Annotated in this window: 23 protein-coding genes; 18 read left to right on the top strand and 5 right to left on the bottom strand. The window is 65.3% G+C overall.

The features are described 5' to 3' along the window. Positions 1-114: 114 nt before the first annotated feature. Complete coding sequence (locus RDU24_RS05615; protein ID WP_308734761.1) at positions 115-1,068, top strand: sugar phosphate isomerase/epimerase family protein; 954 nt, start codon at positions 115-117, stop codon at positions 1,066-1,068. A gap of 131 nt (positions 1,069-1,199) precedes the next feature. Then, entirely contained in the window at positions 1,200-3,974 is a 2,775-nt protein-coding gene (locus RDU24_RS05610; RefSeq protein ID WP_308734760.1) for a cobyric acid synthase, read from the top strand. 61 nt (positions 3,975-4,035) lie between these two features. Here RDU24_RS05610 and RDU24_RS05605 read toward each other — a convergent pair whose 3' ends face one another. The 5 genes from RDU24_RS05605 to RDU24_RS05585 all read right to left on the bottom strand — a co-directional run bounded on the left by RDU24_RS05605 (position 4,036) and on the right by RDU24_RS05585 (position 11,608). Then, positions 4,036-5,115, bottom strand: coding sequence for a glycosyltransferase family 9 protein (locus RDU24_RS05605; RefSeq protein ID WP_308734759.1), 1,080 nt, complete (start codon positions 5,113-5,115; stop codon positions 4,036-4,038). Between the two features lie 3 nt (positions 5,116-5,118). Beyond that, positions 5,119-6,891, bottom strand: a complete 1,773-nt coding sequence (locus tag RDU24_RS05600) for an ABC transporter ATP-binding protein (RefSeq protein ID WP_308734758.1) — start codon at positions 6,889-6,891, stop codon at positions 5,119-5,121. A 136-nt stretch (positions 6,892-7,027) separates the two neighbouring features. Then, positions 7,028-7,807, bottom strand: a complete 780-nt coding sequence (gene rfbF, locus RDU24_RS05595; RefSeq protein WP_308734757.1) for a glucose-1-phosphate cytidylyltransferase — start codon at positions 7,805-7,807, stop codon at positions 7,028-7,030. A gap of 22 nt (positions 7,808-7,829) precedes the next feature. Then, positions 7,830-8,981: a DegT/DnrJ/EryC1/StrS family aminotransferase gene (locus RDU24_RS05590; RefSeq protein WP_308734756.1), complete on the bottom strand. Its 1,152-nt coding sequence runs from the start codon at positions 8,979-8,981 to the stop codon at positions 7,830-7,832. A 35-nt stretch (positions 8,982-9,016) separates the two neighbouring features. After that, complete coding sequence (locus tag RDU24_RS05585; RefSeq protein WP_308734755.1) at positions 9,017-11,608, bottom strand: hypothetical protein; 2,592 nt, start codon at positions 11,606-11,608, stop codon at positions 9,017-9,019. Between the two features lie 165 nt (positions 11,609-11,773). Here RDU24_RS05585 and RDU24_RS05580 point away from each other — a divergent pair, with 165 nt between their 5' ends. The 16 genes from RDU24_RS05580 to RDU24_RS05505 all read left to right on the top strand — a co-directional run bounded on the left by RDU24_RS05580 (position 11,774) and on the right by RDU24_RS05505 (position 25,821). Beyond that, the gene (locus RDU24_RS05580) at positions 11,774-12,817 is read left to right on the top strand and encodes a TIGR00180 family glycosyltransferase (protein WP_308734754.1); all 1,044 of its coding nucleotides are present in this window, start codon (positions 11,774-11,776) and stop codon (positions 12,815-12,817) included. 61 nt (positions 12,818-12,878) lie between these two features. Then, the gene (locus RDU24_RS05575; RefSeq protein ID WP_308734753.1) at positions 12,879-13,535 is read left to right on the top strand and encodes a hypothetical protein; all 657 of its coding nucleotides are present in this window, start codon (positions 12,879-12,881) and stop codon (positions 13,533-13,535) included. Further along, positions 13,532-14,254, top strand: a complete 723-nt coding sequence (locus tag RDU24_RS05570) for a GNAT family N-acetyltransferase (protein WP_308734752.1) — start codon at positions 13,532-13,534, stop codon at positions 14,252-14,254. The genes RDU24_RS05575 and RDU24_RS05570 overlap by 4 nt, the downstream gene beginning before the upstream one ends. A 22-nt stretch (positions 14,255-14,276) precedes the next feature. Next, on the top strand, positions 14,277-15,248 hold the full coding sequence (locus RDU24_RS05565) for a ketoacyl-ACP synthase III (RefSeq protein ID WP_308734751.1): 972 nt from the start codon (positions 14,277-14,279) through the stop codon (positions 15,246-15,248). Next, positions 15,245-15,499, top strand: coding sequence for an acyl carrier protein (locus tag RDU24_RS05560; protein ID WP_308734750.1), 255 nt, complete (start codon positions 15,245-15,247; stop codon positions 15,497-15,499). Before RDU24_RS05565 ends, RDU24_RS05560 begins: the two co-directional genes overlap by 4 nt. Positions 15,500-15,527: 28 nt before the next feature. Continuing rightward, positions 15,528-16,247 (top strand): cephalosporin hydroxylase family protein, encoded by a 720-nt coding sequence (locus RDU24_RS05555; RefSeq protein WP_308734749.1) that lies wholly within the window; start codon positions 15,528-15,530, stop codon positions 16,245-16,247. Positions 16,248-16,260: 13 nt separating this feature from the next. Then, positions 16,261-16,842, top strand: coding sequence for an SIS domain-containing protein (locus tag RDU24_RS05550; RefSeq protein WP_308734748.1), 582 nt, complete (start codon positions 16,261-16,263; stop codon positions 16,840-16,842). A gap of 21 nt (positions 16,843-16,863) precedes the next feature. Continuing rightward, positions 16,864-17,928: a radical SAM protein gene (locus RDU24_RS05545; RefSeq protein WP_308734747.1), complete on the top strand. Its 1,065-nt coding sequence runs from the start codon at positions 16,864-16,866 to the stop codon at positions 17,926-17,928. A gap of 43 nt (positions 17,929-17,971) precedes the next feature. Continuing rightward, positions 17,972-18,631 (top strand): hypothetical protein, encoded by a 660-nt coding sequence (locus RDU24_RS05540; RefSeq protein WP_308734746.1) that lies wholly within the window; start codon positions 17,972-17,974, stop codon positions 18,629-18,631. Further along, complete coding sequence (locus RDU24_RS05535) at positions 18,612-19,739, top strand: phosphotransferase (RefSeq protein WP_308734745.1); 1,128 nt, start codon at positions 18,612-18,614, stop codon at positions 19,737-19,739. The genes RDU24_RS05540 and RDU24_RS05535 overlap by 20 nt, the downstream gene beginning before the upstream one ends. Position 19,740: 1 nt before the next feature. Further along, positions 19,741-20,592: a transketolase gene (locus RDU24_RS05530; RefSeq protein WP_308734744.1), complete on the top strand. Its 852-nt coding sequence runs from the start codon at positions 19,741-19,743 to the stop codon at positions 20,590-20,592. Continuing rightward, complete coding sequence (locus RDU24_RS05525; protein ID WP_308734743.1) at positions 20,593-21,525, top strand: transketolase family protein; 933 nt, start codon at positions 20,593-20,595, stop codon at positions 21,523-21,525. It abuts the gene before it with no gap. A gap of 2 nt (positions 21,526-21,527) precedes the next feature. Then, positions 21,528-22,190, top strand: coding sequence for a class I SAM-dependent methyltransferase (locus RDU24_RS05520; RefSeq protein ID WP_308734742.1), 663 nt, complete (start codon positions 21,528-21,530; stop codon positions 22,188-22,190). Positions 22,191-22,201: 11 nt separating this feature from the next. After that, positions 22,202-23,269: a radical SAM protein gene (locus RDU24_RS05515; RefSeq protein ID WP_308734741.1), complete on the top strand. Its 1,068-nt coding sequence runs from the start codon at positions 22,202-22,204 to the stop codon at positions 23,267-23,269. A gap of 51 nt (positions 23,270-23,320) precedes the next feature. Then, the gene (locus RDU24_RS05510; RefSeq protein ID WP_308734740.1) at positions 23,321-24,844 is read left to right on the top strand and encodes a PfkB family carbohydrate kinase; all 1,524 of its coding nucleotides are present in this window, start codon (positions 23,321-23,323) and stop codon (positions 24,842-24,844) included. A gap of 14 nt (positions 24,845-24,858) precedes the next feature. Next, a complete protein-coding gene (locus RDU24_RS05505) occupies positions 24,859-25,821 on the top strand; it encodes a hypothetical protein (protein ID WP_308734739.1) in 963 nt (320 codons plus the stop codon). Positions 25,822-25,830 lie beyond the last annotated feature (9 nt).

The following is a 25,830-nucleotide window of genomic DNA, read 5'->3' as shown; positions in this document are numbered from 1 at the left end:
CTTGCCGGAGCGGGTGGAAAACGCTCGCCGCAGCGGGTGGCCGTTCACCAACGCCAGCCCGCCGTTCCCCGGATTTGCATTGAGACTTGACCCGCGCGGTGCCTAGACTGGAGCATGGACGAGCCCGTGCACCCCCAGGCAGCAGCGCAAGCAAGCCCCGCTCAGGCCAAGTCGACTCCCCTGGTCGTCATGTCCACGGGCTGCCTGTTCCACCTGCCCCTGCCGCAGATCGCGGCCATCGCCCAGGCGTCGGGGTTCGCCGGGCTGGACCTTGTCATGGGCTCGCCCAGAATTGCCCCCGGCTCGGAGATCGACGCCGCCCACGCCCTCTGCCCCGTGCGGGTGGTGCACGCGCCCTTCCGCAACTGGAGCGCCTGGGGCGGGCATCTGGACGCCTGGCGCGCGGCGGTGGACCTCGCCGGAGGGCTGGTTGGCGCGGCCAACGGCCAAAGCGTCCACGTGACCCTGCACCCGCCCGCCGGAACCCTGCGCGACGCCATCCAGACCCGCTGGTTCTCCCGCGCCGTGGAGCTGCCGAGACTGCTGGGCGCGGCTCCGGGCGTCGGCCTGTCGCTGGAGAACCTGCCCTGGGCAGGAAGCGGCGGGCTGTTCGGCAAGGACAGTTTCGCGGAGCTGGTGGCCGACTGCCTGGCCAAGGACCTGGGCCTGACCCTGGATGTCTGCCACCTGGGGGTGTCCGGGCGCGATCTCTTCACCGACATGGCCAAGATACCGGCCGGGCTCTTGCGGCATGTGCATTTTTCCGACGCCCTGGGCTACACCGAGCACCTGCCGCCCGGCCGGGGCGCCCTGCCCCTGGGACCTTTCCTGGCCGAGCTCGGCGGGGCGGGCGTCGGCGGGGAGCCTTTCGCAGGCACCATTTCCCTGGAGCTCGACCCCTCGCAACTGCCCGACATCCAGCCCGGCGGCGATCCGGCGGACGTTGTGCGCGCCCTGGCGCCCCTGCGCCAAGGCATGGAGAGCGCCCTGGCGGGCGATCCGCCCCCGGCCTGGCAGGGCCGCGAACAGGCCGCCCGCGCGCCGGAAAACATGGCAGCCTTCGGCTAGCCGCATCCCCCCCCAGGCGGCTCCGCGCCCATGTCCTGAAAGAGCGGTCGCGCGCTTGCCGCCACGGCCCATCCACGCTACATCAATCAGGCGGCACCCCAACACACGCCACCAATCGCCAAGGAGCGCTCATGCGCCAGAACACCCTCGATGGCCTGACATCCGGCCTGGCATCCGGCCTCGCTCCCTCCCTCGGACAGCGCCAGCAGACCGAGGCCGACCGCTACGCCCACGGCGGCAACGTGTACAAGCTCGCCGAGCGAGCGGGCATCGACCCCGGCAAGCTCGTGGACTTCTCCGCCAGCATCAACCCCCTTGGCCCCCCGCCCTGGCTGGCGGAAGAGATCGCCAGCGCCCTGGTCGACGTGGTCCACTACCCGGACCCCGAGGCGGCGGACCTGACCCTGGCCGCCTGCGAGCGCTACAAGGTCTGGCCCACCCAGGCGTGCGCCGGAAACGGCGCCTCCGAGCTGCTGCCCGCCGTGTGCAACCTGGCGGCGCGCATGGGCTTCAAGCGGGCCATCATCCCGGTGCCCGCCTACGTGGACGTGGACCGCTGCTGCCGCCTGGCGGGCCTGAACGTGGAACAGCTGGCCTGCCACGCCCAGGACGGCTTCGCGCCGGATCTGGAACGCCTGGCCAGCATGCTGTCCGCGCCCGCCGTGGTCATGCTCACCAGCCCCAACAACCCCACCGGCGTCTGCATCCCGGCGCGCCACGTGCGCGACCTGGCCAAGGCCTTCCCCAAATGCCTGTTCGTGGTGGACGAGAGCTTCGCCGACTTCGTGCCCGACATCGAAAACGAGGGCACGGGCCGCGAGCCCGACGGCGCGGGCGGCATGGGGCGGCTGGTGCGCCTGCGGCCGGACAACGTCATCGTCCTTTCATCGTTGACGAAATTTTATGCCCTGCCCGGCCTGCGCCTGGGGCTGTGCTTCGCCGCGCCGGAAACAATCCTGCGCCTGCGCCGCCGCCTGCCCACCTGGAACGTGGGCACCCTGGCCCAGCGCGTCGGCGCGCGCTGCCTGCGCGACCTGGAATACCAGGAGCGCACCGTGCGCGAGGTGGCCGCCCTGCGCCAAAAGCTGGCCTCAGAGCTGCGCGAGATACCCGGCCTGCGCGTGTTCCCCGGCAACGCCAACTTCCTGCTCTGCCGCCTGGACCGCGTGGGCATGACCGCGAAGCCGCTGTTCGAGCGCCTGCTGTCCGAGGGGCTGGCCATCCGCCTCTGCGCCAACTTCGAAGGCCTGGACGACAGCTACTTCCGCATCGCCGTGCGCACAGCGGACGAAAACGCCCGGCTGGTGGACGCCCTGGGGCGCTTCTCCGGCACCGTCAAGGCGCCAACCCTTGTGAAGACCCGGAAGGTTCCCGCCGTGATGGTGCAGGGCACCTGCTCCAACGCCGGCAAAAGCGTGCTCGCCGCCGGCCTGTGCCGCATCTTCCTGGAAGACGGCTTCGACGTGGCGCCCTTCAAGGCCCAGAACATGTCCAACAACTCCGCCGTCACCCCGGACGGACGCGAGATCGGCCGCGCCCAGGCCACCCAGGCCCAGGCCTGCCGCCTGACGCCCGACGCCCGCATGAACCCCGTGCTGCTGAAGCCCACCGGCGACACCGGCTCCCAGGTGGTTGTCCTGGGCCGCGCCGTGGGCCAGATGAGCGTGCGCCAGTACTACGACTACAAGCCCGAGGCCTGGCGCGCCGCCACGCAGGCCTACGACTCCCTCGCCGCCGAGCACGGGCTCATGGTGCTGGAGGGTGCGGGCTCCCCCGCCGAGGTCAACCTCAAGTCCCAGGACATTGTGAACATGGCCATGGCCCGGCACGCCGAAGCCAAGGTGCTCCTCGTGGGCGACATCGACCGCGGCGGCGTCTTCGCGGCCCTGTCCGGCACGTTCGACATCCTCGACCCCGAGGAACGCGCCCTGGTGGCCGGGCACGTGCTCAACAAGTTCCGCGGCGACGCCAGCATCCTCGCGCCCGCCCTGGACTTCCTCTACCGCCGCACCGGCAGGCCCGTGCTCGGCGTGGTGCCCTTTTTGCCGGAACTGAACCTGCCCGAGGAGGACTCCCTCGGCATCCGCAACACCGCCTCGGCCCAAGCCGACAAGCGGCCGGACGCGCTGGACATCGCCGTCGTGGTCCCGCAGCGCATCTCCAACTTCAACGACCTGGACCCCCTGGCCGCGGAGCCGGACGTGCGCCTGCGCCTCGTGCGCGACGTGCGCGAACTCGCCCTCGACGGCCACGCGCCCGACGCCGTCATCCTGCCCGGCAGCAAGAACACCATCGAGGACATGCGCTTCTTGCGCGGCGCAGGCTTTGCCGCCGCCCTGCGCGGACTTCCGGAAACCACCCGCGTCGTCGGCATCTGCGCGGGCCTGCAAATGCTCGGCCTGCGCGTGGACGACCCCCTCGGCCTGGAATCCACACAGAAAACCGCCGACGGCTTCGCCCTGCTGCCGCTCGCCACCACCCTTGAACGCGACAAGACCCTCACGCGAATGAGCGCCACCTGCCTGCGCACCGGCAAAACCCTCACCGGCTACGAAATCCACCACGGCCAGACCGAAATCGTCGACACGGCCGGGCAGCGCACCATCACCCTGGCCCAAAACGCCGCAGGCCAGCCCCTGAGCTTCGGACTCGACAGCCCGCCCGAGGCGCTGCCCAGAATATGGGGAACCTACCTGCACGGCGTGTTCGACGAGGACGAGTTCCGCAGAGCCTTCCTCGACGACCTGCGACGCGCCAAAGGACTCGACCCCCTGCGCGAACCGCAGACTCGCTTCGGGCTGGAGCCGGACCTGGAACGCCTCGCCGCCAGCTTGCGCCAGCACCTCGACATGAAACGCGTCTACCAAACCCTCGGCCTCAGCCGACCCGGCGGACTGCTGGGGTAACAGCCCGGGATGCCCCGGCGGCCAGGGTCCGGGAGCCTGGGGTGCCTCCGGCGGTCTGGGCTTATTGCTCCAGCATGGCCAGGAGTCGCGGCAGCACGGCTTCCGGGGCGAGGTCGGTGAGGCATTTTATGTTCAGGTGGCAGCCGGTTTCGTTGCAGGGCTGGCAGGGCAGGCCCAGGCTGATGTCTTCGTGTCCCGGGCCGGGGAAGGTCCAGGCGTTGCTGGTGGAGCCGCGCACGGTAAGGGTGGGCGTATCGACGGCCACGGCGAAGTGCCGGGGCGAGGAGCAGTTGCCCAGGTGCAGGTGCGCGCAGGACTGAACGGCCGCCATCTGGCGCAGGGAGAGCATTTGTTCAGGCAGGATGAGGCTGCCCGCGTCCAGGCCGGAGGCCAGGGCGAGTTGCCGCACCTCGGCCACGAGCTGTTCCTCGCCGGGGCCGAACAGCAGCAGGAAGCGCAGGTCCGGGCGGACGCTTGCGGCCAGCGCCATGAGGCGGCCGTAGTGGGCGGCGGGCCACAGGCGCGTGCCGCGGCGGTGGGTGGCGTCCACGGTGACGAGGGTGTGCTCGGGCAGGATTCCCCAGCCGTGCAGCAGGCCTGCGGCCTCGGTCTTCTCGGCGTCGGTGAGGTACAGGCGCGGCGGGTCGTTGTTCCAGGCGATGCCGAAGGCGTGCATGAGGACCCCGGCCTTGCACTTGGCGGCGTATGGCCCGCTCACGGGCGCCCAGTGTGTGTAAAAGGGCCGGTTGTACCAGGCTGGCGGGTAGGAGAGCTTCACGCGCGCGTCGGACAGCATGAGCACCCAGCGGATGCGCGGCAGCTGCTGGAAGTCGACGATGAGGTCGTAGCGGCCACGGCCGCCGCCAGTGCCCACATGGCGATAGAACTTCAGGCTGTCCGCGAGGCCGAGCTTGCGGTCCAGCGCCCAGACGTGCGCCACTTCGGGGTTGTTTTCAAGCACGGGCGCGCACTTCTTCTCGGTCAGCACGTCGATCTCGGCATCGGGAAAGCGGCTCTTCAGCAGGTGGATGCTGGGGGTCAAGAGCAGCACGTCGCCGATCTGCCGGAGCTGGCAGCACAGGATGCGCTTGGGGTTCAGGCCGCTCAGGCCGTCGATGCGGTAGGAGGTCGGGCTGGGCATGGCTTAATCCGGGCTGGCGCAGCCGTACTGCATCTCGTACAGGCGCTGGTAGATCTCGCAACGGGTGAGCAGCGCCGCGTGCGGCCCCTGGTCGATGATGCGGCCGTTGTCCATGACCACGATGCGGTCGGCGGTGAGGATGGTGGACAGCCGATGGGCGATGACCACGCTGGTGCGCGAGAGCATGAGGTTTTCCAGCGCCAGCTGCACTATGCGCTCGCTCTCCGTGTCCAGGGCGCTGGTTGCCTCGTCGAGGACCAGGAGCGGCGGATTCTTCAGGATGGCGCGGGCGATGGTGAGGCGCTGCTTCTGCCCGCCGGAAAGCTTGACCCCGCGCTCGCCCACCATGGTCTCGTATCCCTCGGGCAGCTCAAGGATGAAGTCGTGGGCGTAGGCGGCCTTGGCGGCGGCCTGAATCTCTTCGGGGCTGTAGTCGCGCGTGGCGCCGTAGGCGATGTTCTCGGCCACGGTGGCGTTGAACAGAAAGGTGTCCTGGGCCACCATGCCCGTGGCGCGGCGCAGGCTCTTCAGGTCGTACTCCTTGAGCGGGTGGCCGTTCAAGGTGATGCGCCCTTCCTGGGGATCGAAAAAGCGCGGCAGCAGGTTGGCCAGGGTGGACTTGCCCGAGCCGCTGGCGCCGACGATGGCCACGCGCTCCCCGGCCTTGACCACCAGGTCCAGGTTTTCCAGAGCCGGACGCGGCGTGCCGTCGTAGCTGAAGGTCACGTTTTCAAAGGCCAGTTCGCGGAAAGGCTCGTCGAGCGTCCTTTCGCCACCCTTCTCGCTCACCAGTGCGGACATGTCCATGATCTCGAACACGCGCTCGGCCCCGGTGAGGGCCATCTGCAGGTCGATGTTGCTGGCGTTGATGCGCTTGATGGGCTCGTACAAGAGCGCCAGGGAGGTGAGGAACGAGAGCAGCGCGCCGGAGGTCAAGTCGCCGTTGATGACGCGGGTGCCGCCATACCAGAGCACCAGCCCGGCGGCGAAGGAGCCGATGATCTCCATGATGCGCGAGGACTGCTCGGTTGCGCGGATCTGCTTGCGCGCCACCTCGACGTTTTTATGCGTCTCGCCATCAAAACGCTTCGACTCGCGCGACTCCGTTGCAAAGCCCTTGATGACTTTGATGCCGGACAGGCCCTCCTGGATGAGCACCGAAACATCCGACACGGTGGACTGGGCCATGCGCGACAGCTTGCGCAGCCGCTTGCTGAAGGTGATGAACGGGTACAGGGCCGCGGGCATGACCAGCACGCCCCAAAAGGCCAGTTGCCAGTCCAGATAGAAGACATAGAAGGTCAGGCCGATGACTGAGAAGACCTCGCGGATGAGCATGATGAGCGAAGGCAGGCTTGAGCGCACCAGCCCGACGTCGTTCAGGATGCGGCTCATGAGCATGCCCACCTGGGTGTCGTTGAAAAAGCTCATGGGCAGGCACATGATGCGGCCGTAGAGATCCTTGCGGATGTCATTGATGGCGTAAAGACCGGCCGTGTTCATGTAGTAGACTTGGATGAAGCGGAACACGCCCTTCAGGGTCATGAGCCCGATGACGCCAAGGGTGACCATCTGCAGCGCCAGCATGTCCTTCTTGATGAGCACGTCGTCCACGGCAAGCTTGACCAGCCAGGCCGAGGCCGCAGCACATGGCGCCACCACCAGCATGCCCATCACGCCAAGCATGATGCGCTTCTTGTACGGCAGAAAATAGCCCAGGCTGCGCTTCATCAAGCGCAAGGAGTGTTGGACCCCGCTCGTCTTCCGCTCGCTCAATTCATTCTCCCTGTTAGCCGACCGCCAAAGCCGACGGTCGGCCCCGTATACCCGCACATGGCAGGTCCTGGCAAGGCGCCAGGGACGAGGGAAGCCTGTTGCGATAGAGCTACGGGGATGGAGCTTCAGGCCAGGGCTACCAGACCTTCCAACCGGCCTGGCCTGTTTCCCAGAGCTTGTTCAGATACTCGGTGTCGCGCAGGGTATCCATGCAGGCCCAGAAGCCTGGATGGCGGTAGACCATGAGCTCACCCTCCTCGGCCAGGCGTTCCAGCGGGCCGTACTCCAGGTCGCAGGAATCGTCCACGCTCAGACGCTCGAAGATGGCACGGTTTAGACACATGTATCCGCCGTTAATGATGCGGGCGCCCATGCCTTTTGGCTTCTCATGGAAACAGGTAACGTTGTCGCCCTCGATCTTCAGCTCGCCGAAGCGCGAGGCCGGATTCACGCCGGTGATGGTGACCATCTTCCCATGAGACTTGTGGAAGGCGATAAGCTTGGCCAGATCCACATTGGCCACGCCGTCGCCGTAGGTCAAAAGAAAGGTGTCTCCCTGGATGTACTTTTCCAGTTTCTTGAGCCGCGCGCCCTTGAGCGCCTGCTGGCCGGTATCGGCGAGGGTGATCTTCCAGCCACACTCTTCGTGACAGGAGTGCAGTTGGGCATTGAGCGGCTTGCCCAGCTCGATGGTGATGTCGTTGTTCATCGCCTCGTAATTGAGGAAGTAGTCCTTGATCATTTCGCCCTTATAGCCGAGGGCCAAAACAAAATTACTATGCCCCTGGGACGCAAACGTTTTCATGATGTGCCAAAGAATGGGCCGAGTGCCTATGCCGACCATGGGCTTCGGGCGGAACTCGGTTTCTTCGCGCAGGCGGGTGCCCAGGCCCCCGCAGAGGATGACGACTTCCATGTGCTGCTCCTTCCGGTTCCTATCAGCGCCCGGTGCGGGCGTGGAGAATGTCAAAGAGTGTCGTGCAGACGCGCTCTGCCTTGGCTTCGGTCATGTCCAGGCCGCAGGGCAGGTTCAGACCCCAAGGAGCGAGTGCATAAGACTCCGTGTTGCGCTTGGCTGCCAGGCGGCCCTGCTCCGTCTCGGCATAGGCCGGGATGGAAGAGAGCGGGCTGAAGAAAGGCCGCGTGTCGATGTTGCGCTCCTTGAACAGGCGCATCAGCTCCGCCTTGGGCAGGCCCAGGCTCGCATCCAGGACCACGGTGACCATCCAGTATGAATTGAGCACACCTTCGGGCTCGGCGTTGAGCGTAAGCCCCGGCACGCCGCCCAGTCGCTTCGAATACCAGGAGAAGATCTTGCGTTTTTTGGCGATGAGCTCCTCAATGCGCTCGATCTGGCCCAGGCCGAAGGCCGCCTGGAGCGCGCTCATCTTGTACTTGAAGGCCACCTCTGCATTGACAAAGGACACATCGCCGGGAATGCGGCCATGGTCCCGCAAAAATTGAACGCGCGCAAAGAGCTTCTCGTCCCCGGTGACGAGCATGCCGCCCTCGCCGGTGGTCATGGTCTTGGAACCGTGGAAGCTGAACACTCCGGTGCGCCCCAGGCTGCCGGCTTTGAGACCCCGCCATTGGCTGCCCAGCGCCTCGGCGGCGTCCTCGATGACGGGAATCCCAAAAGCTTCTGCAACCGCCAGGATGGCATCGTAGTCGGGCAGGCCACCGTACAGGTCGACCGGGATAACCGCTTTTGTGCGCGGCGTGATGCAGGAGGCGAAGGATTCCGCGCTGAGACACCATGTGTCCGGGTCCACGTCTGCGAAAACCGGAGTGGCACCTACGTAGCTGATGGGGGCGGCAGAGGCGATCCAGGTCAAGTCCGGCACGATGACTTCATCACCAGGGCCCACGCCGAGGGCCGCCAGGGACAGATGCAGCCCGGACGTGCAGGAGGGCAGGCTGGCGGCAAAGGGCACGCCCACGTAGTCGGCAAAGGCCTTCTCAAAACGGGAGTTGAACACCCCGGCCTTGTCGAACCAGGCGGTGCGGGCGGCCTCGGCCACGTATTGTATCTCAAGGTCTGTCACCGAAGGTCCGGAGACATAAATGCGTTCGCTCTTATCGGCGCTCATGAGCGGAGTTCCTCCCTGCGTCAAGCGCGTATAACCTAGTTGTCGCACCCGCCCCTGTCAATCGAGGACCTTGCCGCCCACAGCCACCAGACGCACAGCAGCACGCCCACAGCCAAGCCCTTCAGCAGGGCGTAGGTCATGGGACGGTGGCTGGCAATAGGTTCCCGGAGCACACGCGACAGGAAAAAGACCACTGACCACAGGGTCACCAGGACGCCGCCGGACAGGAGGGCTACTCGGGCTGGAGCGGGTTGTTCAGCAACAGCGGAAGCAGGCGGACTGTCGGTCTTGAGCTGGTGCTGGGACGCGGCCAGACGCGGCGAGAGCGCCAGCCCAAGCATGAGCAGAAGCCCGGTCAAGCTCGCAAGATGCATCCAACCCACCATGGGATTACGGTAGGCCAGTTCCACGCGGTGCTCGCCCGGACCAGGTATTGCCACGGCCTGGAAGGCCATGTTTGCCCGCAGCACGGGCGTTGCGGCCCCATCAACGCGAGCGAACCAGCCCTTGTCCCAGCAGTTGCTTACAAGCAGATGCCCTGCGTTCTCAGCTCGCACCTGCACCACCAGTTCGTCCGGCGTGCTGGCGAGCACTTTGGCTTCACCGCCGTTCAGGCTGGAGGGAGGACTGAAAAGGTTGGCGCCGGGAACGTCTGCGGCGGCAAAAAACGCTCGACGGCGCAGGCCATCCATATCCTGCGCCAACAGAGCGTGCTCGACTGCGTCCTGGGAGTCCAGCACTACCGCCTCGGAGGTGAAATAGGCGCGCGGCAAGGCTCCGTCGAGGTGGTAAATCCACAGAGGCAAGGAGTAGAACCGCTCCAGCGCTCCGCCTCGGAATGCCTCTGGAACAAAATCCGGCAGCCCGCCGCCGACAACGACCTGCGGCGGCGGGCCATACGCCTCAAGTCCGGCCACTGGTTTGCTGGAGATAAGGTGCGTGACGTTCATTGCGAGTAGCAGCGGCATGTTCCATTCCGTGGCGGCCAGGGGGCGGCCAGCGTTGGTGACCACGTCGCGCCGAACGGTCATGGAATCCCTGGGCCGCGAGAGATAGAGTTCAATGTGTCGGGCCTCCTGCTGGAATCGCTCCTGCGGATTATTTGCCCACTGCGGCTGGTTCACAGCCAGCACATAGCGTTTATAATCCTTGTTAAACAGAACCTTCTTTTCGCCAACGGTTACAAGTCCGTTGCTCATTGCCACGGCAGGCGCCAGGTCCAGGCAGCCAACGCGGGAGGGAGCGCTCTGCCCGGTGGCGAGAGCAGAAAGCTCAGGCACGTTCCCGAAGGCACGCACGTACGGCACATGGCTGTAGTCCACCAGGAGTTGTGCCATGGTCATCATGCCCGCACCAACCAAGCCCGTCATCGAAATGGCCATGGCTACGGCCATCGTGCTCTTCCGGCGCGGGAAGCCTCCTCCCAGGCACAGTGCCAGAGTTCCAAGCCCCGCGGCCATCATGAATGCTGTGCGCAAGCCCGTGTCCGCACCGGCCCAGGGCAGGGTAATCCCAAAGGCCAACAGGACCATCCAAAGCGGGGGCATCCGGCCCTCGGAGCGCATGTGCTCCAGAGCCAGGGCCACGAAAAGAGGGAAGCTGAAAGAAACGACCTGACGGAAATTATAGAGGTCAACCTTTTCCAGGAACGTGCCGTGGAACATGGAGCTGAAAGGCGACAGCGCGAAGAGGTAAATTCCATGAAAAATCAGTGCTATGAACAGCCCTCGACGAGCCTGTCGGGAGCGCGCGGCCACGGGCAGGCCGAGCAGCAGCAGGCCCAGGCCGATGGAGTCATTGGGCTGATCCTTTAACGCCAGGCCTATTGACTTGAGGGCTGGCAGCAATCCATCGTAGACCTTCTCCGCATAGACTCGGTTAATGTTCGGCAGATAGTCAAGGAGCTGCTGGAATAGCGGCAAATAGATCAGGGCATAAGCCGTCCAGAGCAGCACCACCCCGCCCAGGCGGCGAGCCAGCTGGTCCCGGCGGCTGAAAAGCAGCAACAACACGAAGTGCAGCGTGGAGAACTCTGGCAAAGTGATGACCGGGAAGGAAAAAAGCGTCAGGCCCAGAAGCCCAGCCAGCCTCAACAACCGCTGAGGCAGGCGGAGCCCGCCATCGAAGAGGTCAAGCGACAGCAGGAAGAACGTCGGGAAGACAAACACGAACAGGCAACGAACGCGCATCATGCTGGAAAACAGGAAAAGCACAGCACCGAAACAGGCAATGCGCCGTGAGACGCCGAAGAACTTCCGCAGCATCCCCTCCATGCCCCAGCCAGCCAAAAAAAGAACGCCCAGGTTCAGAGCCGCGTCTACCAGCCAGGGCGGGATGAGGGCAAAAGCCAGAGCCAGGGGGTCATAGGGCGGCTTTTGTCCAACGAAGGTCGGGAGGCCGCCCAGGCTGGGTCGCCAGCCCGTAAGGCCATGACGAAAAAAATCCAACGCAAGCATGCGCTCGCTAAAGACTCCGTCGTCAAACCAATCGTGGAAGCGCACCAGGGCGTAGGGCCCGAGGATCTGATCCACGCACAAGACGAGCGCCAGCGCCAGAAAGAGCAGGGCGGGGCGATGTGGCTCTGTCAGGGGATTTGGGCGCGGACAGGAGGCTTCGAAATGGCTCATGGGGCATCCTTCGAATCGCTGAGTTCAGGTGGGTGAAATTTGGTGCCAATACCCAAATTCCTTAGCCAAGGCAAATAGCCGCCGTGCGCCTGGCTTGCCATTTAGCCAGCCCGCCTGTATCAGGGCGCGAACGTCGCCTTATGCGGCGTCCGGAGCGATGCCCGCATGTCCCAGCCAAACGTAACCATACTCATCCCCTCTCACGGCAGGCCCACGCTGCTCTGCCGCGCCTTGGCCCATTACGCCGACTTCGCCCTGCCGCTGGTGGTGGCCGACTCAACTCCCAGCCCCTTGCCCCCGCAGGCCGCCCCCGCCCATACAGTCTATCTGCACACCCCGGCCACAGTCTACGCCCGCAAGGTGCGTCAGGCCTTGGAGCACGTGCACACCCCCTATGTGGCCTTTGCCGCCGACGACATGCTCCTGTCGCACTCGGGGCTTTTGGCGTGCGCGGCATTCCTGGATGCCAACCCGGACTACGCCACGGCCCACGGGCGCCAGTTCCAGGCAGTGCGCCGGGGAGATGAACTCCTGCTCGATGCCTCCTACGAGCGCGATTTCCAAACGCGCGTCGAGGCCGATCTTCCAGCCGAACGGCTCCTGGAATTATTCACGACCTACAGCCCCACTTACTACAGCGTGCAGCGCTTGGAGGCGTGGCAACCGGTCTTCGACCCCGCCCTGGACGGCTTGGCCTTCTACGCCTGCCGCGAACTGCTTTCGGCAATGGTCACTGCCATTAACGGCAAGCGCGCGGTTTTGCCTGTTACATACGTGCTGCGCGAGGACGTTCCGAGCGTTCAAAAGCGTTCCCGCGACAGCATTGAAAAACTGCCAATGCTGCCGGACGGGCCGCAGCGCCTGGAGCGCTTCGTCGCCCATGTGTCCGAACACCTGGCAAAAAGGACCGGACTCCCGGCGCCAGAGGCCCGTGGAGCGGTGGATGCCGCCCTGGCTCTATACCTGGAGCGTGAATGCCCGGCCAGGCAACGCAAGCCCTTCTGGCGCAAGCTGCCCAAGTACGCCCGGCGCATGGCCTTGGCCCTTTCGCCCGGAATAAGGCGGCAGCAGCAAGACCAGACCGACGCCGAGCGCGCTGCACGCCTGGCCGCGCACCTTGATCACCCGCCCACCCTCGGTCCGGAGGAACGCCAGGAGCTGGACCGCCTGGCCGCGCACATGCGCGAGCACCCACCTGACCCGGCTTGATCTCCAATGCCGCCTATGCTAGTGACAATTGCCTCGAAACGTTCAAACCAGCCTGGCTTACATGACAGCACTTCCGATGCTCCCCCTGAATTTTCTCGGCTCGCGCAGCCATATCCGGGGCGCGGAGCTGCTGGAAGTGTTCCTCCGGGCAATAGCCCAGGCCAAGCCGGACTTGGTGCCGACGTTCGTCGCGTCGTTCAAGATGCAGCGTCCGGTGACCCGGCAAGGATGTTGGCTTCTGGGACCGGATGAGGAAGGTAGCGCTTCTGCCACGCTGGACTTTCTGGATTCGCAGGGGCAGCCGCAACAGGCTCGTTTCCTGGCCAACGGCCCATTTGTAACCGGGCGAATCGATGCGCCACCGCCGCCGGTGACTGCGGTGTATCCTGGCGCGGATTTTTCCGGGGAGGCCGAACTTGTGCCGGGGCTCTCGGCGTACGGTTTCATCAACGGCGTTGTTGAGGCCAACAAGGCCCTGCATCAGGCCACTCTGGCCAGCCAGGGGCTTTTAACGCCGGAAATCCGCCTAGTGTACCTGGAACGCTGCCCCCTCACGTCGCCGTGCGGTGAGGGCGACAGGCCGCTGCTGCTGTTCCGCAACCGCAGCTTACGCCGCATCGGTGGTGTGGACTACACCCTGAGCCAGGTCACCTGGCCGGGACAAGACGGCCCGCCAGCCGTCATCTGCTTCAACTTTTTGCAGCAGGAGGCACCATGAGCACAGACGGCGCGCGCGACGTATTCCTGGCCGGGGAAACCGTGGATCTCATCGCACCTGATGAGCGGGCCGTGGAGGCTGACGGCTGGCATGCATGGTTTAACGATCCTGATGTGACACGTCACTTGGTGAACATGGGTCTGTTCCCCAACTCGCGCGCTCAGCAGCGGGAAAAACTGGCCAACCTGCGCCAGCCTGGCCAAAACGCCCTGGTGCTCCTGGTGCTGCCCAAGGGCGGCGCGGGAGTGATCGGCGTGGCGCACCTGAAGGACATCGACTTCATCACCCGGCAGGCCCACTTCGGGCTCATCATGGGGTCGCGCGAACGTTCTGGCAATGCTGTCTTCGAGGGGCTGGAAACCAAGGCGCTCATGGTCCAGCACGCCTTTGACACCCTTGGCCTGGAGCGCGTCTGGGGTGAGCAGTGCGTGGAGTTGGAGGCCTGGCAGCGCTACCAGGTTCTGTTCGGCTTCCTGCCTGAGGGGATTCACAGGGGTGCGTTCCGCAAGGGACAGAAGCGTTCCGACACCGTCAGCACCTCCTGCCTAGTGGAGGAATACCAGCGCATCAAGGCTCTGCGTAACGGGGCCTACTGGCCCGGCAAAAAGGCCCTGCTCGCGCTCATGCGCGACCTTCCAAAGGAGTCCGTCGTGGACGCCGTGGATACAGCCATTCGCCGGGCCAACGTCCGACATATGAAAAAGGTCCGCCTAGCTTAGAGGCCGGAGTGAAGGATATCTCGTGAGTCCAACGAAGATCGGCATTCGCGCCATCGCCGCGTATCTGCCCCAGGCCAACCTGGAGAACCATGAGCTTGTGGCCCAGCATGGGTTCGACCCTGATTTTCTGGACCAGAAACTCGGGATTCGCTCCCGCCACCGCGCCGCCGCAGACGAGCACGTAAGCCACATGGCCGCAGCCGCAGGACGCGCCGTGCTGGAGCAAAGCGGGCTTGATCCGGCGGAGGTACAATTCCTGGCAGTGGTCACCCAAACCCCGGACTACTGCCTCCCCCAGGTCTCGGCCCTGGTCCAGCACGCTCTCGGCCTGCCTACCAGTGTGGCAGCACTGGACATCGGCCTGGGCTGCTCCGGCTTTGTCTATGGCTTGGCCACGGCCACGGCCTTCATGCAGACTCACGGCCTCACGTGCGGACTCCTCATCACCACCGAGGCCTACGGTAAAATCATCGACCCGGCGGACCGCAGTACGGCCCCGCTCTTCGGTGACGGAGCCTGCGCCACCCTGCTCACAGATAGCCCCATCTTCGTGGCAGGTCGTTTTGTGTTCGGCACCGACGGCAGCCGCTCAGACGCGCTCATCGCGCGGGGCAGCGGCACGCGCAAGGACGGCGACGGCCTGCTGTTCATGGATGGTCGGAGCATCTTCAATTTCATGATGCAGGAGATTCCGCCAAGTGTGGCACGCTGCCTTGCTGCCAATGAATTGACCATGGACAACGTTAGCCTTTGCGTACCGCACCAGGCCAGCAGCTACATGCTGGAAATGCTCGCCCGCCGACTCGGCGTGCCTGAAGGCCGACTGGTCGTCGACATCGAGGACGTGGGCAACACCGTGTCCTCGTCCATTCCCATGGCCCTCATGCGCCGCGTCCTACCGCTTGCCTCACGTCCTGCAAGCGTCGTCATCACCGGGTTCGGCGTTGGCCTTTCCTGGTGCAGCACCATCCTCTTCGCCACGGAGAACACATGACCAGATCAGAAGTATCCGAGAAACTCTTCGCCATCCTGTGCGAGTCCTGCCGCAAGGCCAAAGACTACCCCCAGGAGCAGTTGGAGACTGCCGTTTTGACCAAAGACCTGGGGATGGACTCCCTGGATCTTATCAGCGCGCTCTTCCGAATCGAAGAGGAGTTCGGGGTGAACATCCCCGAGGAGGACCTTAAGGGACACGCCAGCGTGTTCGGTCCGCTGGCTACCTACATCACCGGGAAGCTCGGCTAGGCCGACGCCGCAAACCGCAGGAACACAGATGAACGACAGCACCCAGCGTGAGTTGGCCCGCCGCATGGCCGAGGATTCCACGCTTACCGACCTGACCCGCCGCTGGAAGGATGCCACCCGGCCCTATCGCTACACCTACGGATTCACCTGGCTTGGCATCCCAGTCATCCAGCACCCGCAGGACGTCATGGCTTGGCAGGAGATCCTCTGGCGCGTGCGGCCCGACCTCGTGGTCGAAACCGGTGTGGCGCACGGCGGTTCGCTCGTCCTCTCGGCCTCCATGCTGGAGCTCATCGGTCATGGGCGAGTGCTTGGCGTGGATATCGATATCCGCCCACACAACCGGGCTGCAATCGAAGCGCACAAGCTGGCCCACAGAATCAGCCTCATCCAGGGTTCGTCCATCGACCAAGCAACCGCAGACGCCGTGTATGCACAGGCCAAGGACGCGGAGCGCGTCATCGTGGTGCTGGACTCCAACCACACCCACGAGCATGTCCTGCGCGAGCTGGAACTCTACTCGCCCCTGGTGAAGAAGGGGTCCTATCTGCTTGTCTTCGACACCGCCATAGAGGACTGCCCGGAAGACGCCTTCCCGGACCGCCCCTGGGGCAAGGGAAACAACCCCAAAACCGCCGTGCGGGAATTCCTGAAAACCAACAAGCGCTTTGAGGTCGACCGCGACATCGAGGACCGGTTGGTGGTCAGCGCCGCACCCGAGGGCTATTTGCGCTGCATCGCCGACTAGGCAAAGGACCGTTATGACCGCCCACACAGACCGAAGTTGGCCGCAGTATCTTGACGCGCTTCACGCCTCCATGCAGGCCCTTTCCGTGCGCGACCTTGAAGGCCGTGAACTCGGACCTGAGGGCTTTTCCGCACTGGCCGAACTGACCTGCCGGGTGCGCCAGGCCAAGGGCTTCTGCTACCTCGCGGGCAACGGGGCCAGCGCCTCCATGGCCAGCCACTTCTCCGCGGACTTGGCCAAGAACGCGGGCCTGCGCACCATGGTCTTCACCGACCCCGCCCTTCTGACCGCGCTGGGCAACGACATGTCCTACCCCGACGTGTTCTCCGAGCCGGTGGGCTGGTACATGGCCGAGCAGGACATGCTGGTGCTCATCAGCAGCTCGGGCAATTCGCCCAATGTCGTGGCCGCGGCCAGCGCCGCGCGCAGGCAGGGCGGAGCCGTGGTGACCCTCTCGGCCATGGGGCCGGACAACGCCCTGCGCAGCCTGGGCGACCTCAACTTCTACGTTCCGGCCGCAACCTACGGCTTGGCGGAGACCGCCCACGCAGCCATTCTGCACCACTGGACCGACAGCATGGTGCGGCACCCCTAATAGCGCCGCCGGAGCCCCTACATGAGCGACTACCGCATCGACTCCCACAAGCTTCTGTTCCATCCCCGCCGCGTGGCCGACTGGCTGGAGGGCAAAACCGTGTACCCGCTGTACATGGAGGTCAGTCCCATCGGGGCCTGCAACCACCGCTGCGTGTTCTGCGGGCTGGACTTCATGGGCTACAAGCCGCGCAGGCTCGACACCGCGCTGTTCAAGGAACGCCTGACCGAAATGGGCGGCCTGGGGCTCAAGAGCATCATGTTCGCTGGCGAAGGCGAGCCCTTCCTGCACAAGGACATGGTGGAGATCGCCCGCCACACCAAGGCCTCGGGCATCGACGTGGCCTTCACCACAAACGCCGTGCTCTTCAAGCCCGAGGTGGCCGAGGCTGTCATGCCCGTTACCTCCTGGGTCAAGGTGAGCTGCAACGCCGGCACGGCCGAAACCTACGGCCGCATTCACGGCACCGACCCCAAGGACTTTGATAAGGTCATGGACAACCTGCGCCAGGCTGTGCGTCTGCGCAAGGCCTCCGGCGCGGGCTGCACCCTCGGCCTGCAGACCCTGCTGTTGCCGGAGAACCAGGACGAAATCGAGACCCTGGCCCTGACTTGCCGCGACCTGGGCCTGGACTACCTGGTGGTCAAGCCCTATTCCCAGCATCCCCAGAGCAACACCCACTCCCACGAGAACATCACCTACTCCGGATACGAGTCCCTGGCGGAGAAGGTCAACGCCCTGTCCACCAAGGACTTCTCCGTGATCTTCCGGCTGAACGCCATGCGCAAGTGGGACGCCAAGGAACGCGGCTACAAACGCTGCCAGGCCCTGCCATTCTGGTCCTACATCGACGCCGGGGGCGGAGTGTGGGGCTGCAGCGTGTACCTGGAGGACGAGCGTTTCCTCTACGGAAACATCAACGACGAGACGTTCCAGGCCATCTGGGAAGGCCCCCGACGCGCCGAGTCCCTGCGCCTCACGGCCGCGCTCAACCCGGCCGACTGCCGCGTCAACTGCCGCATGGACGAGATCAACCGCTACCTCTGGGAGCTCAAGCACCCCGGCGGGCATGTGAACTTCATCTAAGCCTGTGACCGCGAACCCCACGGCGACAGAGAACAGGGCAGCCATGCGCATAGGGGTGGACTTCGACAACACCATCGCCGGGTACGATCGGCTCTTCGAAGCCCTGGCCTCCGAGTCCGGACTGCTTGCGCCCTGCGCGCTGGCCACCGGCGCTATCCGGGGCAAGACCGCCGTACGCGACGCCGTGCGCCTGCTACCCGATGGCGAGAACCACTGGCAGCGCCTGCAGGCCTTGGCCTATGGCCCGCGCATCAGCGGAGCCGAGCTCCTGCCCGGCGTGGCCGCGTTCTTCCGGCGCTGCCGCGATGCGGACCTGCCGGTGGTGGTGGTGAGCCACAAGACGCAGTTCGCGCGCGGCGGCGACGGCGTCACTGACCTGCGCAGGTGCGCCCTCGCCTTTCTGCGCCAGCACAAGTTCTTCGACATGTCCAAGGCTGGCCTGGGGCTTGCCGAGGAGCAGGTGTTCTTCGAGCCCACCCGGCGCGAAAAGGTGGCGCGCATCCGCGAGCTTGGCTGCACCCATTTCATCGACGACCTGCCGGAAGTCTTTGCCCACGAGGATTTCCCCCCGGACGTGGAGCGGCTGCTCCTTGCGCCGCTGCCGCCAACCCTCGAGGCCACCGGCGACGCCCTTGTCCGTCGTTTTGTGGACTGGCGGGGCATCATGGGCTATGTCTTCGGCCATGTCTTCCCACACCCTTGATCCAACTAGGCCCGCGCCTGCCCAGCCGACCACCGACCCGGCCCAGCACCTGGCTGGCGACGTGGCCGCGTTCGCGGCCCTGCTCGGTTGTGCCGTGGCAGATGCCTGGCCCATCCTGGCTGGCCGCAACAGCCGCGCCTACCGCCTGACCCTGACCGATGGCCGGACCCTGGCCGGGAAATGCTACCACCACGCGCCTGGGGATCCGCGAGACCGCCTGAGCGTGGAGTTCGGCACGCTGACCTTTCTGGCAAAGGCAGGGGTCTCCTGCGTGCCGCAGCCTGTCGCCGCGGACGCACATGCCGGGGTGGCGGCCTACGAGTTCATTGGCGGTGATCACACCGCGCCGGGCGCTGGCAGCGTGGACGACGCCGCGGCCATGGCCGCTTTCGCCCTGCGCCTGTGGGAACTGCGCAGACAGCCCGAGGCAGAGGCGCTGCCCTTGGCCTCGGCGGCCTGCCTGGCTCCGGCGGCGCTGCTGGACGGGGAGATCCTTCGCCGCCTGGATGCCTTTGACCAGGAAAGCGTCTGGACCGGCGAAGGGCCGGACGACCAGTCGCTGCTGGCTGAGCTGCGCCTTTTCCTGGACCGGGAGCTGCGCCCGGCCCTGGCACGATTCCGGGATCACGGGATGAACGGCCTGGCCCGCATCGGCGTCGATCCGCAGACCCCCTTGCCGCGCGAGCGCTGCACCTTGAGCCCCTCGGACTTCGGCCTGCACAACGCCCTGCGCACGCCGGAGCGCGGGCTGGTGTTTCTGGACTTCGAATATTTCGGCTGGGACGACCCGGCCAAAATGCTCTCGGACGCGCTCCTGCATCCAGGAACAGGGCTCGGCTCCAAGCAAGGCCAGCGTTTCGTGCAGGGGCTGGGGCAACTGTTTCAGGCCGACCCGGCCCTCGACAAACGCGTCCGCTGCCTGTATCCCCTCTTCGGAATTAACTGGTGCCTGATCCTGTTGAATGAATTTCTCCCGGCCGCCAGGGAGCGCCGCCGCTTTGCCGGAGCCCAGGTGGCCAGGGCCGCGCGCGCGGGGCAATTGTCCAAGGCCCGGGCGCTGCTTGCGCGCCTCAACCTCGAACACGAGTCGTTCCCCTACGAGTTCTGACATGCCGACCTTCGATATGCCGACAACGACACCCCAGGCCTCCGTCCCCCTGGATGACCGCTCGCGCCAACTTCGGCGCGAGATACTGCTCACGCTCAAGAAAGCCGGGCGAGGACACCTGGCCCCGGCGCTCTCCCTGGTGGAGATCATGCGCGTGCTCTACGACCACGTGCTGCGCTTCGACCCGGCCAGGCCGGACTGGGCCGAGCGCGACCGCTCCATCCTGTCCAAAGGCCACGGTTGCCTGGCGCTGTATGCCCTCCTGGCCGACAAGGGGTTCTTCCCGGCCAGCGAGCTGGACTGCTTCTGCAAGCCCACGGCCATGCTCGGCGGGCACCCGGAGCACTGCAAGGTGCCTGGGGTCGAGGCTTCCACCGGCAGCCTGGGACACGGCCTGCCTATCGGTGTGGGCCGCGCCTTGGCGGCCCGGCTCAACGGCGCGCCCTGGCGCACCTTCGTGATCATGGGCGACGGCGAATGCAACGAAGGCTCCGTGTGGGAGGCCGCCATGGCCGCCGGCAAACACAAACTTTCCAGCCTCACGGCCATCGTGGACTACAACAAGCAGCAATCATACGCCACGACCGCAGAGGTGCTGGACCTTGAGCCTTTCGCTGCCAAGTGGGAGACCTTCGGCTTCTCGGCCATCGAGGTGGACGGCCACGACGTGGAGGCGCTCAAGGCCGTCTTCGCCCGCCTGCCGCTTCAGGACGAACGGCCTACGGCCATCATCTGCCACACAGTGAAGGGCCGGGGCTTCAAGAGCGTGGAGCGCAACCTGGCCTGGCACCACAAAACCAAGCTTTCGGACGAGGAATACGAAAAGCTGCTGGCTGAATTGGAGGGCGTGTAAATGCGCAAGACCAGTCTGGACTGCGTGCATGCCCTGGCCAAGGATGACCAGCGCATCGTGTTCATGGGCTCTGATTTGGGCGTGGGCACGCTGAAGGGCTTCAAGGCCGACATGCCCGAGCGCTTCTTCATGGAAGGCATCTGCGAACAAAGCATCCTCGGCATGGCTGCGGGCCTCGCTCTTGAGGGCCGCATCGTCTACGTCAACACCATCGCCACTTTCCTGGCGCGCCGGGCCTTTGAGCAGATCGTTCTGGACCTCTGCCTGCACGACGTCAAGGTCAGGCTCATCGCCAACGGCGGCGGCATGGTCTACGCTCCGCTCGGCCCCACGCACATGGCCGTGGAGGACCTCTCGGCCCTGCGCAGCATCCCCAACCTGACCATCCTGGCCCCGGCCGACGCCGTGGAGATGGCCCGGCTCATGCCGCTCACCGTGGACCACCCCGGCCCGGTCTACATCCGCCTGGGGAAAGGCTACGACCCGGTGGTGACCGAAGGCCACCCCCTGCCGGTCATCGGCCAGGCCGTGCTGGCGCGCCAGGGGGATGACGTTTTGTTCGTCACCACGGGGGTGACGCTCCAGCAGGCGCTGCTGGCTGCCGACGAGCTTTCCGGCCAGGGCGTTTCCGCCACCATCCTGCACCTGCACACGGTCAAGCCCTTTGACGCCGCGGCCGTGCTGCGCGAGGCGGCCAGGGTCCGCGCCGTGGTGAGCATCGAGGAGAACACCATCCTCGGCGGCCTGGGCGGAGCCGTGGCCGAAGTCCTGGCCGAGGCCGGGCTGCCGAACCATCCGCGCCTAAAGCGCCTGGGCATCCCGGACGTGTTCCCGGATCAGTATGGGTCCCAGGCCGGTCTCATGGCCCGCTACGGCATGGACGCCTCGGCCATCGCGACGCAGACGCTGGCGCTCTTGGGCAAGGGGGCATAGGAGTGGGCGAGAAGCTGAACCTCGTGACCCCGCTGCACACCAGCACCAAGCGCGACTACCTCGCGCGCATGGTAGACGACAAGGTGCTGTGCATGGGCAAGGCCAAGGAGTACGAGGCCGACTACTGGGACGGCGACCGGCGCTTCGGTTATGGCGGCTACCGCTACGACGGCCGCTGGAAGCCCGTGGCCGAGCGCATCATCGAGCATTACCGCCTGACGGACGCCTCGCGCATTCTTGACCTGGGCTGCGGCAAGGCGCACCTGCTGCATGAACTGAAGCTGCTACTGCCCGGAGCCGAGGTCCTCGGCCTGGATATTTCAACCCATGGCCTAGCCACCGCGCCCGAGGCCATCCGGCCGTTCCTGCGCCAGGGCCGCGCCCAGGACGAGCTGCCCTTCGCCGACAAGCACTTCGACCTTGTGCTTTCGCTTGGCTGCGTGTTCAACCTGGAGATCGACGACCTGGCCAAGGCCCTGGGCGAGATCGAGCGGGTGGGCAGAAGCGCCTACGTCATGGTCGAGAGCTACAGAAACAATCGGGAGCTCTTCAACCTGCAGTGCTGGGCGCTGACCTGCGAGTCGTTCTTCTCCGAGCGCGAGTGGATCTGGCTCTTCAAACATTTCGGCTACACCGGCGACTACGAATTCATCTTCTTCGAATAGGGGCGAAACGCATGGGCAATCTCTACACCCGGCTCAAGGTCTTCCACTACCAGGACAAGCTCGACTCGCTGCCCCGCGAGAAGGATGAGATCCGTCCGCCGGTGCACATCCGCATCAAGCCGACGAACGTCTGCAACCACCGTTGCTCCTACTGCGCCTATCGCGCCCCGGAGCTGCAGCTGGGCCAGGACATGGACCTGCGCGACAAGATTCCGCAGGCCAAGATGCTCCAGATCGTGGACGACATCATCGGCATGGGTGTCAAGGCCGTTACCTTCAGCGGCGGCGGCGAGCCCCTGTGCTACCCGCACATGGTCGAGACCCTGGAGCGCCTGGCGGACTCGCCCGTGGCCTTCGCCACCCTGACCAACGGCGCGCTCCTGTCCGGCCCGACGGCGAAGATCTTTGCCAAGCACGGGGTCTGGGTGCGCGTGTCCATGGACGGCTGGGACGACGAGAGCTACACGCGCTTTCGCGGCGCCCCCGCGGGCGAATACCGGCGCATCATGACCAACATGGAAGACTTCAAGGCTCTGGGCGGAGGCTGCTACCTGGGAGTCAGCCTGATCATCGGCCAGGACAACGCCAGCCACGTGTACGAGCAGATCGGTCGGCTGGCCGACGTCGGCGTGGACTCGGTGAAGCTCTCGCCCTGCATCACCGCCAATGATGCCGCGGCCAACAACGAATACCACCGCCCCGTGTTCAACTTGGTAAAGGAGCAGGCCGCCCGGGCCAAGGCCGACTTCGGCGCGCGCCTGGAGATCTACGACACCTACCACGAGCTCGACGGCAAGTTCGCCAAGGACTACACGTGGTGCCCGTATCTGCAGATGCTGCCGGTCATCGGCGCGGACCAACGGGTCTATTCCTGCCAAGACAAGGCCTACAACCTGGACAGCGGCGTGCTGGGCGAGATCAGGGAACAGAGCTTCCGAGAGTTCTGGATGAACGGCAAGGACAAATTCTTCACCATCGATCCATCGAAGCATTGCAACCACCACTGCGTGGCCAACGCCAAGAACCAACTGGTGCTCGAGTATCTCTCCGCAGATCCGCGCCACCAGGCCTTTGTCTAAGGTCGCGAACCAGTCGCAGGCCAGACATCAAACCCTTCCGGGGATATGCCCATGAACAAAAAGAAAAAAATCGTGACCCTGGCCAAAATGGCCGAACTGGCAGCCCAGCACCGCGCAGAAGGCCGGAAGATCGTCCTCTGCCACGGATGCTTCGATCTCCTGCACATCGGCCACATCCGCTACTTGGACCAGGCCCGGGCCATGGGCGACGTGCTCCTGGTGACCATCTCCCCGGACCGCTACGTGGACAAAGGCCCTAACCGCCCGGCCTTCGGCGAGCACCTGCGCTGCGAGGCCCTGGCCGCCCTGGACAACGTGGCCCTGGTGGCCATCAACGAATGGCCCACGGCTGTGGAGACCATCCGCCTGCTGCGCCCTGACATCTACGTCAAGGGTTCGGACTTCAAGGACTCCGCCAGCGACCCCACGGGCAAGCTGGCCCAGGAGGAGGAGGCCATCAAGGCCGTGGGCGGCCAGATGCGCTTCACCGAGGACGTGGTCTTCAGCTCCTCGAACCTCATCAACCGTTTCCTGTCCACCTTCCCGGAGGAGGTGCAGGCCTACCTTTCGCTCTTCCGCAAGCGCTATAAGGAAAAGGACCTGCTGGAGCCGTTGGAGCGCATGGGCAAGCTCCGGGTGCTCGTGGTGGGCGACACCATCCTCGACGAATACGTTTATGCCAACGTCATCGGCACCTCGTCCAAGGACCCGGTCCTGACCCTGCGTCACGAATCCTTCGATCTCTTCGCCGGGGGGGCGCTGGCCATCGCCAACCATCTGCAGCACTACGCCGGCGAGGTGCGCCTGCTCTCCGTGTTGGGCGAGGCCGACAGCCGCGAGGACTTCATCCGCGAGAAGCTGCACCCAAGCGTCCATGCCCAGTTTGAGATGCTGCCGGGCGCACCCACCATCCGCAAGCAGCGCTTTGTGGAAGGATACTCCTTCAACAAGCTCTTCGAGGTCTACCACATGGACGACACCGGGGTGCGCGGCGAGGTGGAGGAGCGCATGCTGGCCGCCCTTGAGCGTGAGCTGGCTCGTTGCGACCTGGTGCTGGCCGCGGACTTCGGCCATGGAGCCATCAGCGAGCGCATGCGCAGGCTGATGGAGGACAAGGCTCCGTTTTTGGCCGTTAACACCCAGGCCAACGCGGGCAACCGCGGCTTCCACACCATCTCGCGCTACCGCCGCGCGGACTTCGTGAGCCTGGCGGAACCGGAGATACGCCTGGACTGCCGCGACCTCACAAGCCCGCTGCGACCGCTCATTGAGCGGGCGGCCCTGCGCATCGGCTCCAAGAAGTTCGCCGTCACCACCGGCAAGAAGGGCTCCATCATGCACGAGCCCGAGGATTTCGTGGAAGTGCCGGCCTTCGCCACCCGCGTGGTGGACCGCGTGGGTTCGGGAGATGCCTTCTTGTCCGTGGCCTCCCTGGCCGCCTGCCTCGGCGTGCCTGGCGAGTTGGTGGCCTTTCTGGGCAACATCGTGGGCGGCCTGGCCGTCGGCGTCATCGGCAACCAGAAATCCATCGAGAAATCCGCTGTGCAGAAGTTCATCACCTCTTTGCTGAAATAGTGCCGGGGGGAATCATGCCCACGCGCCACCGCCGCTTCGACACCGCGCGTTTGCGCCTCTTGCCCCTGGCCGAACGCGCGCATGACTTGGACCTGACCCAAATCCTGGTCCCGCTCACACCAGTGCTTTTCGTACCTCCGGCCCTGGCCGATACAGCTAACGATCTGAGGACCGCACGCAACTCGGGGGCGGCACGCATCCTGATGATGGGCGCACATCTGCTCCGAAGCGGTGTGCAGCGCCATCTCATCGACCTCATGGAACGCGGACTCATCGACTGCTTGTCCATGAACGGAGCCTGCGCCATCCACGACTTTGAGTTCGCACTCATCGGCGCCACCACCGAAAGCGTTGCCAGGTACATCCAGAATGGCCAGTTCGGCCTGTGGAACGAGACCGGCAGGCTGAACGAGATCGCCAAAACGGCTGCGGCCGAAGGCCTGGGCCTGGGCGAAGCCGTTGGCCGGGCCATCTGGGAAGGCGGCCTCCCGCACCGCGAGGCGAGCGTGTTCGCCGCGGCCTGGCGGCTTGGCATCCCGGCCTGCGTGCACGTGGGCCTGGGGCTCGATATTGTGCACGAGCACCCGAATTGCGACGGCGCGGCCTGGGGCGCGGCGAGCCACGGGGATTTCCTGACGCTGGCCGCGGTGATGGAGCGCCTGGAAGGCGGGGTGGTCATGAATTTCGGCTCAGCGGTCACCGCGCCGGAGGTCTACCTGAAGGCCCTGGCCATGGTGCGCAATATGGCCCGCCAGGAGGGACGCGAGGTCAAACGCTTCACCACGCTCGTGTGCGACCTCCACGACCTGCCCGAAGACTTCCGGGCCGAAGCACCACGCGGCAGCGCCGGGTACTACTTCCGGCCCTGGAAGACCATGCTCGTGCGCACGGTTGCGGACGGCGGCAAAAGTCATTATGTGCAGGGTCCGCACCGGGAGACCTTCCCGGCGCTGTGGACCGCCCTCAGCGGGGCGTAAGGGAACGGC

The sequence above is a fragment of the Humidesulfovibrio sp. genome (genome assembly GCF_031082295.1).
GTDB lineage: Bacteria > Desulfobacterota > Desulfovibrionia > Desulfovibrionales > Desulfovibrionaceae > Humidesulfovibrio.
Note: the sequence above shows the minus strand (reverse complement) of the source record. Positions and strands in the feature narration are given on the sequence as shown.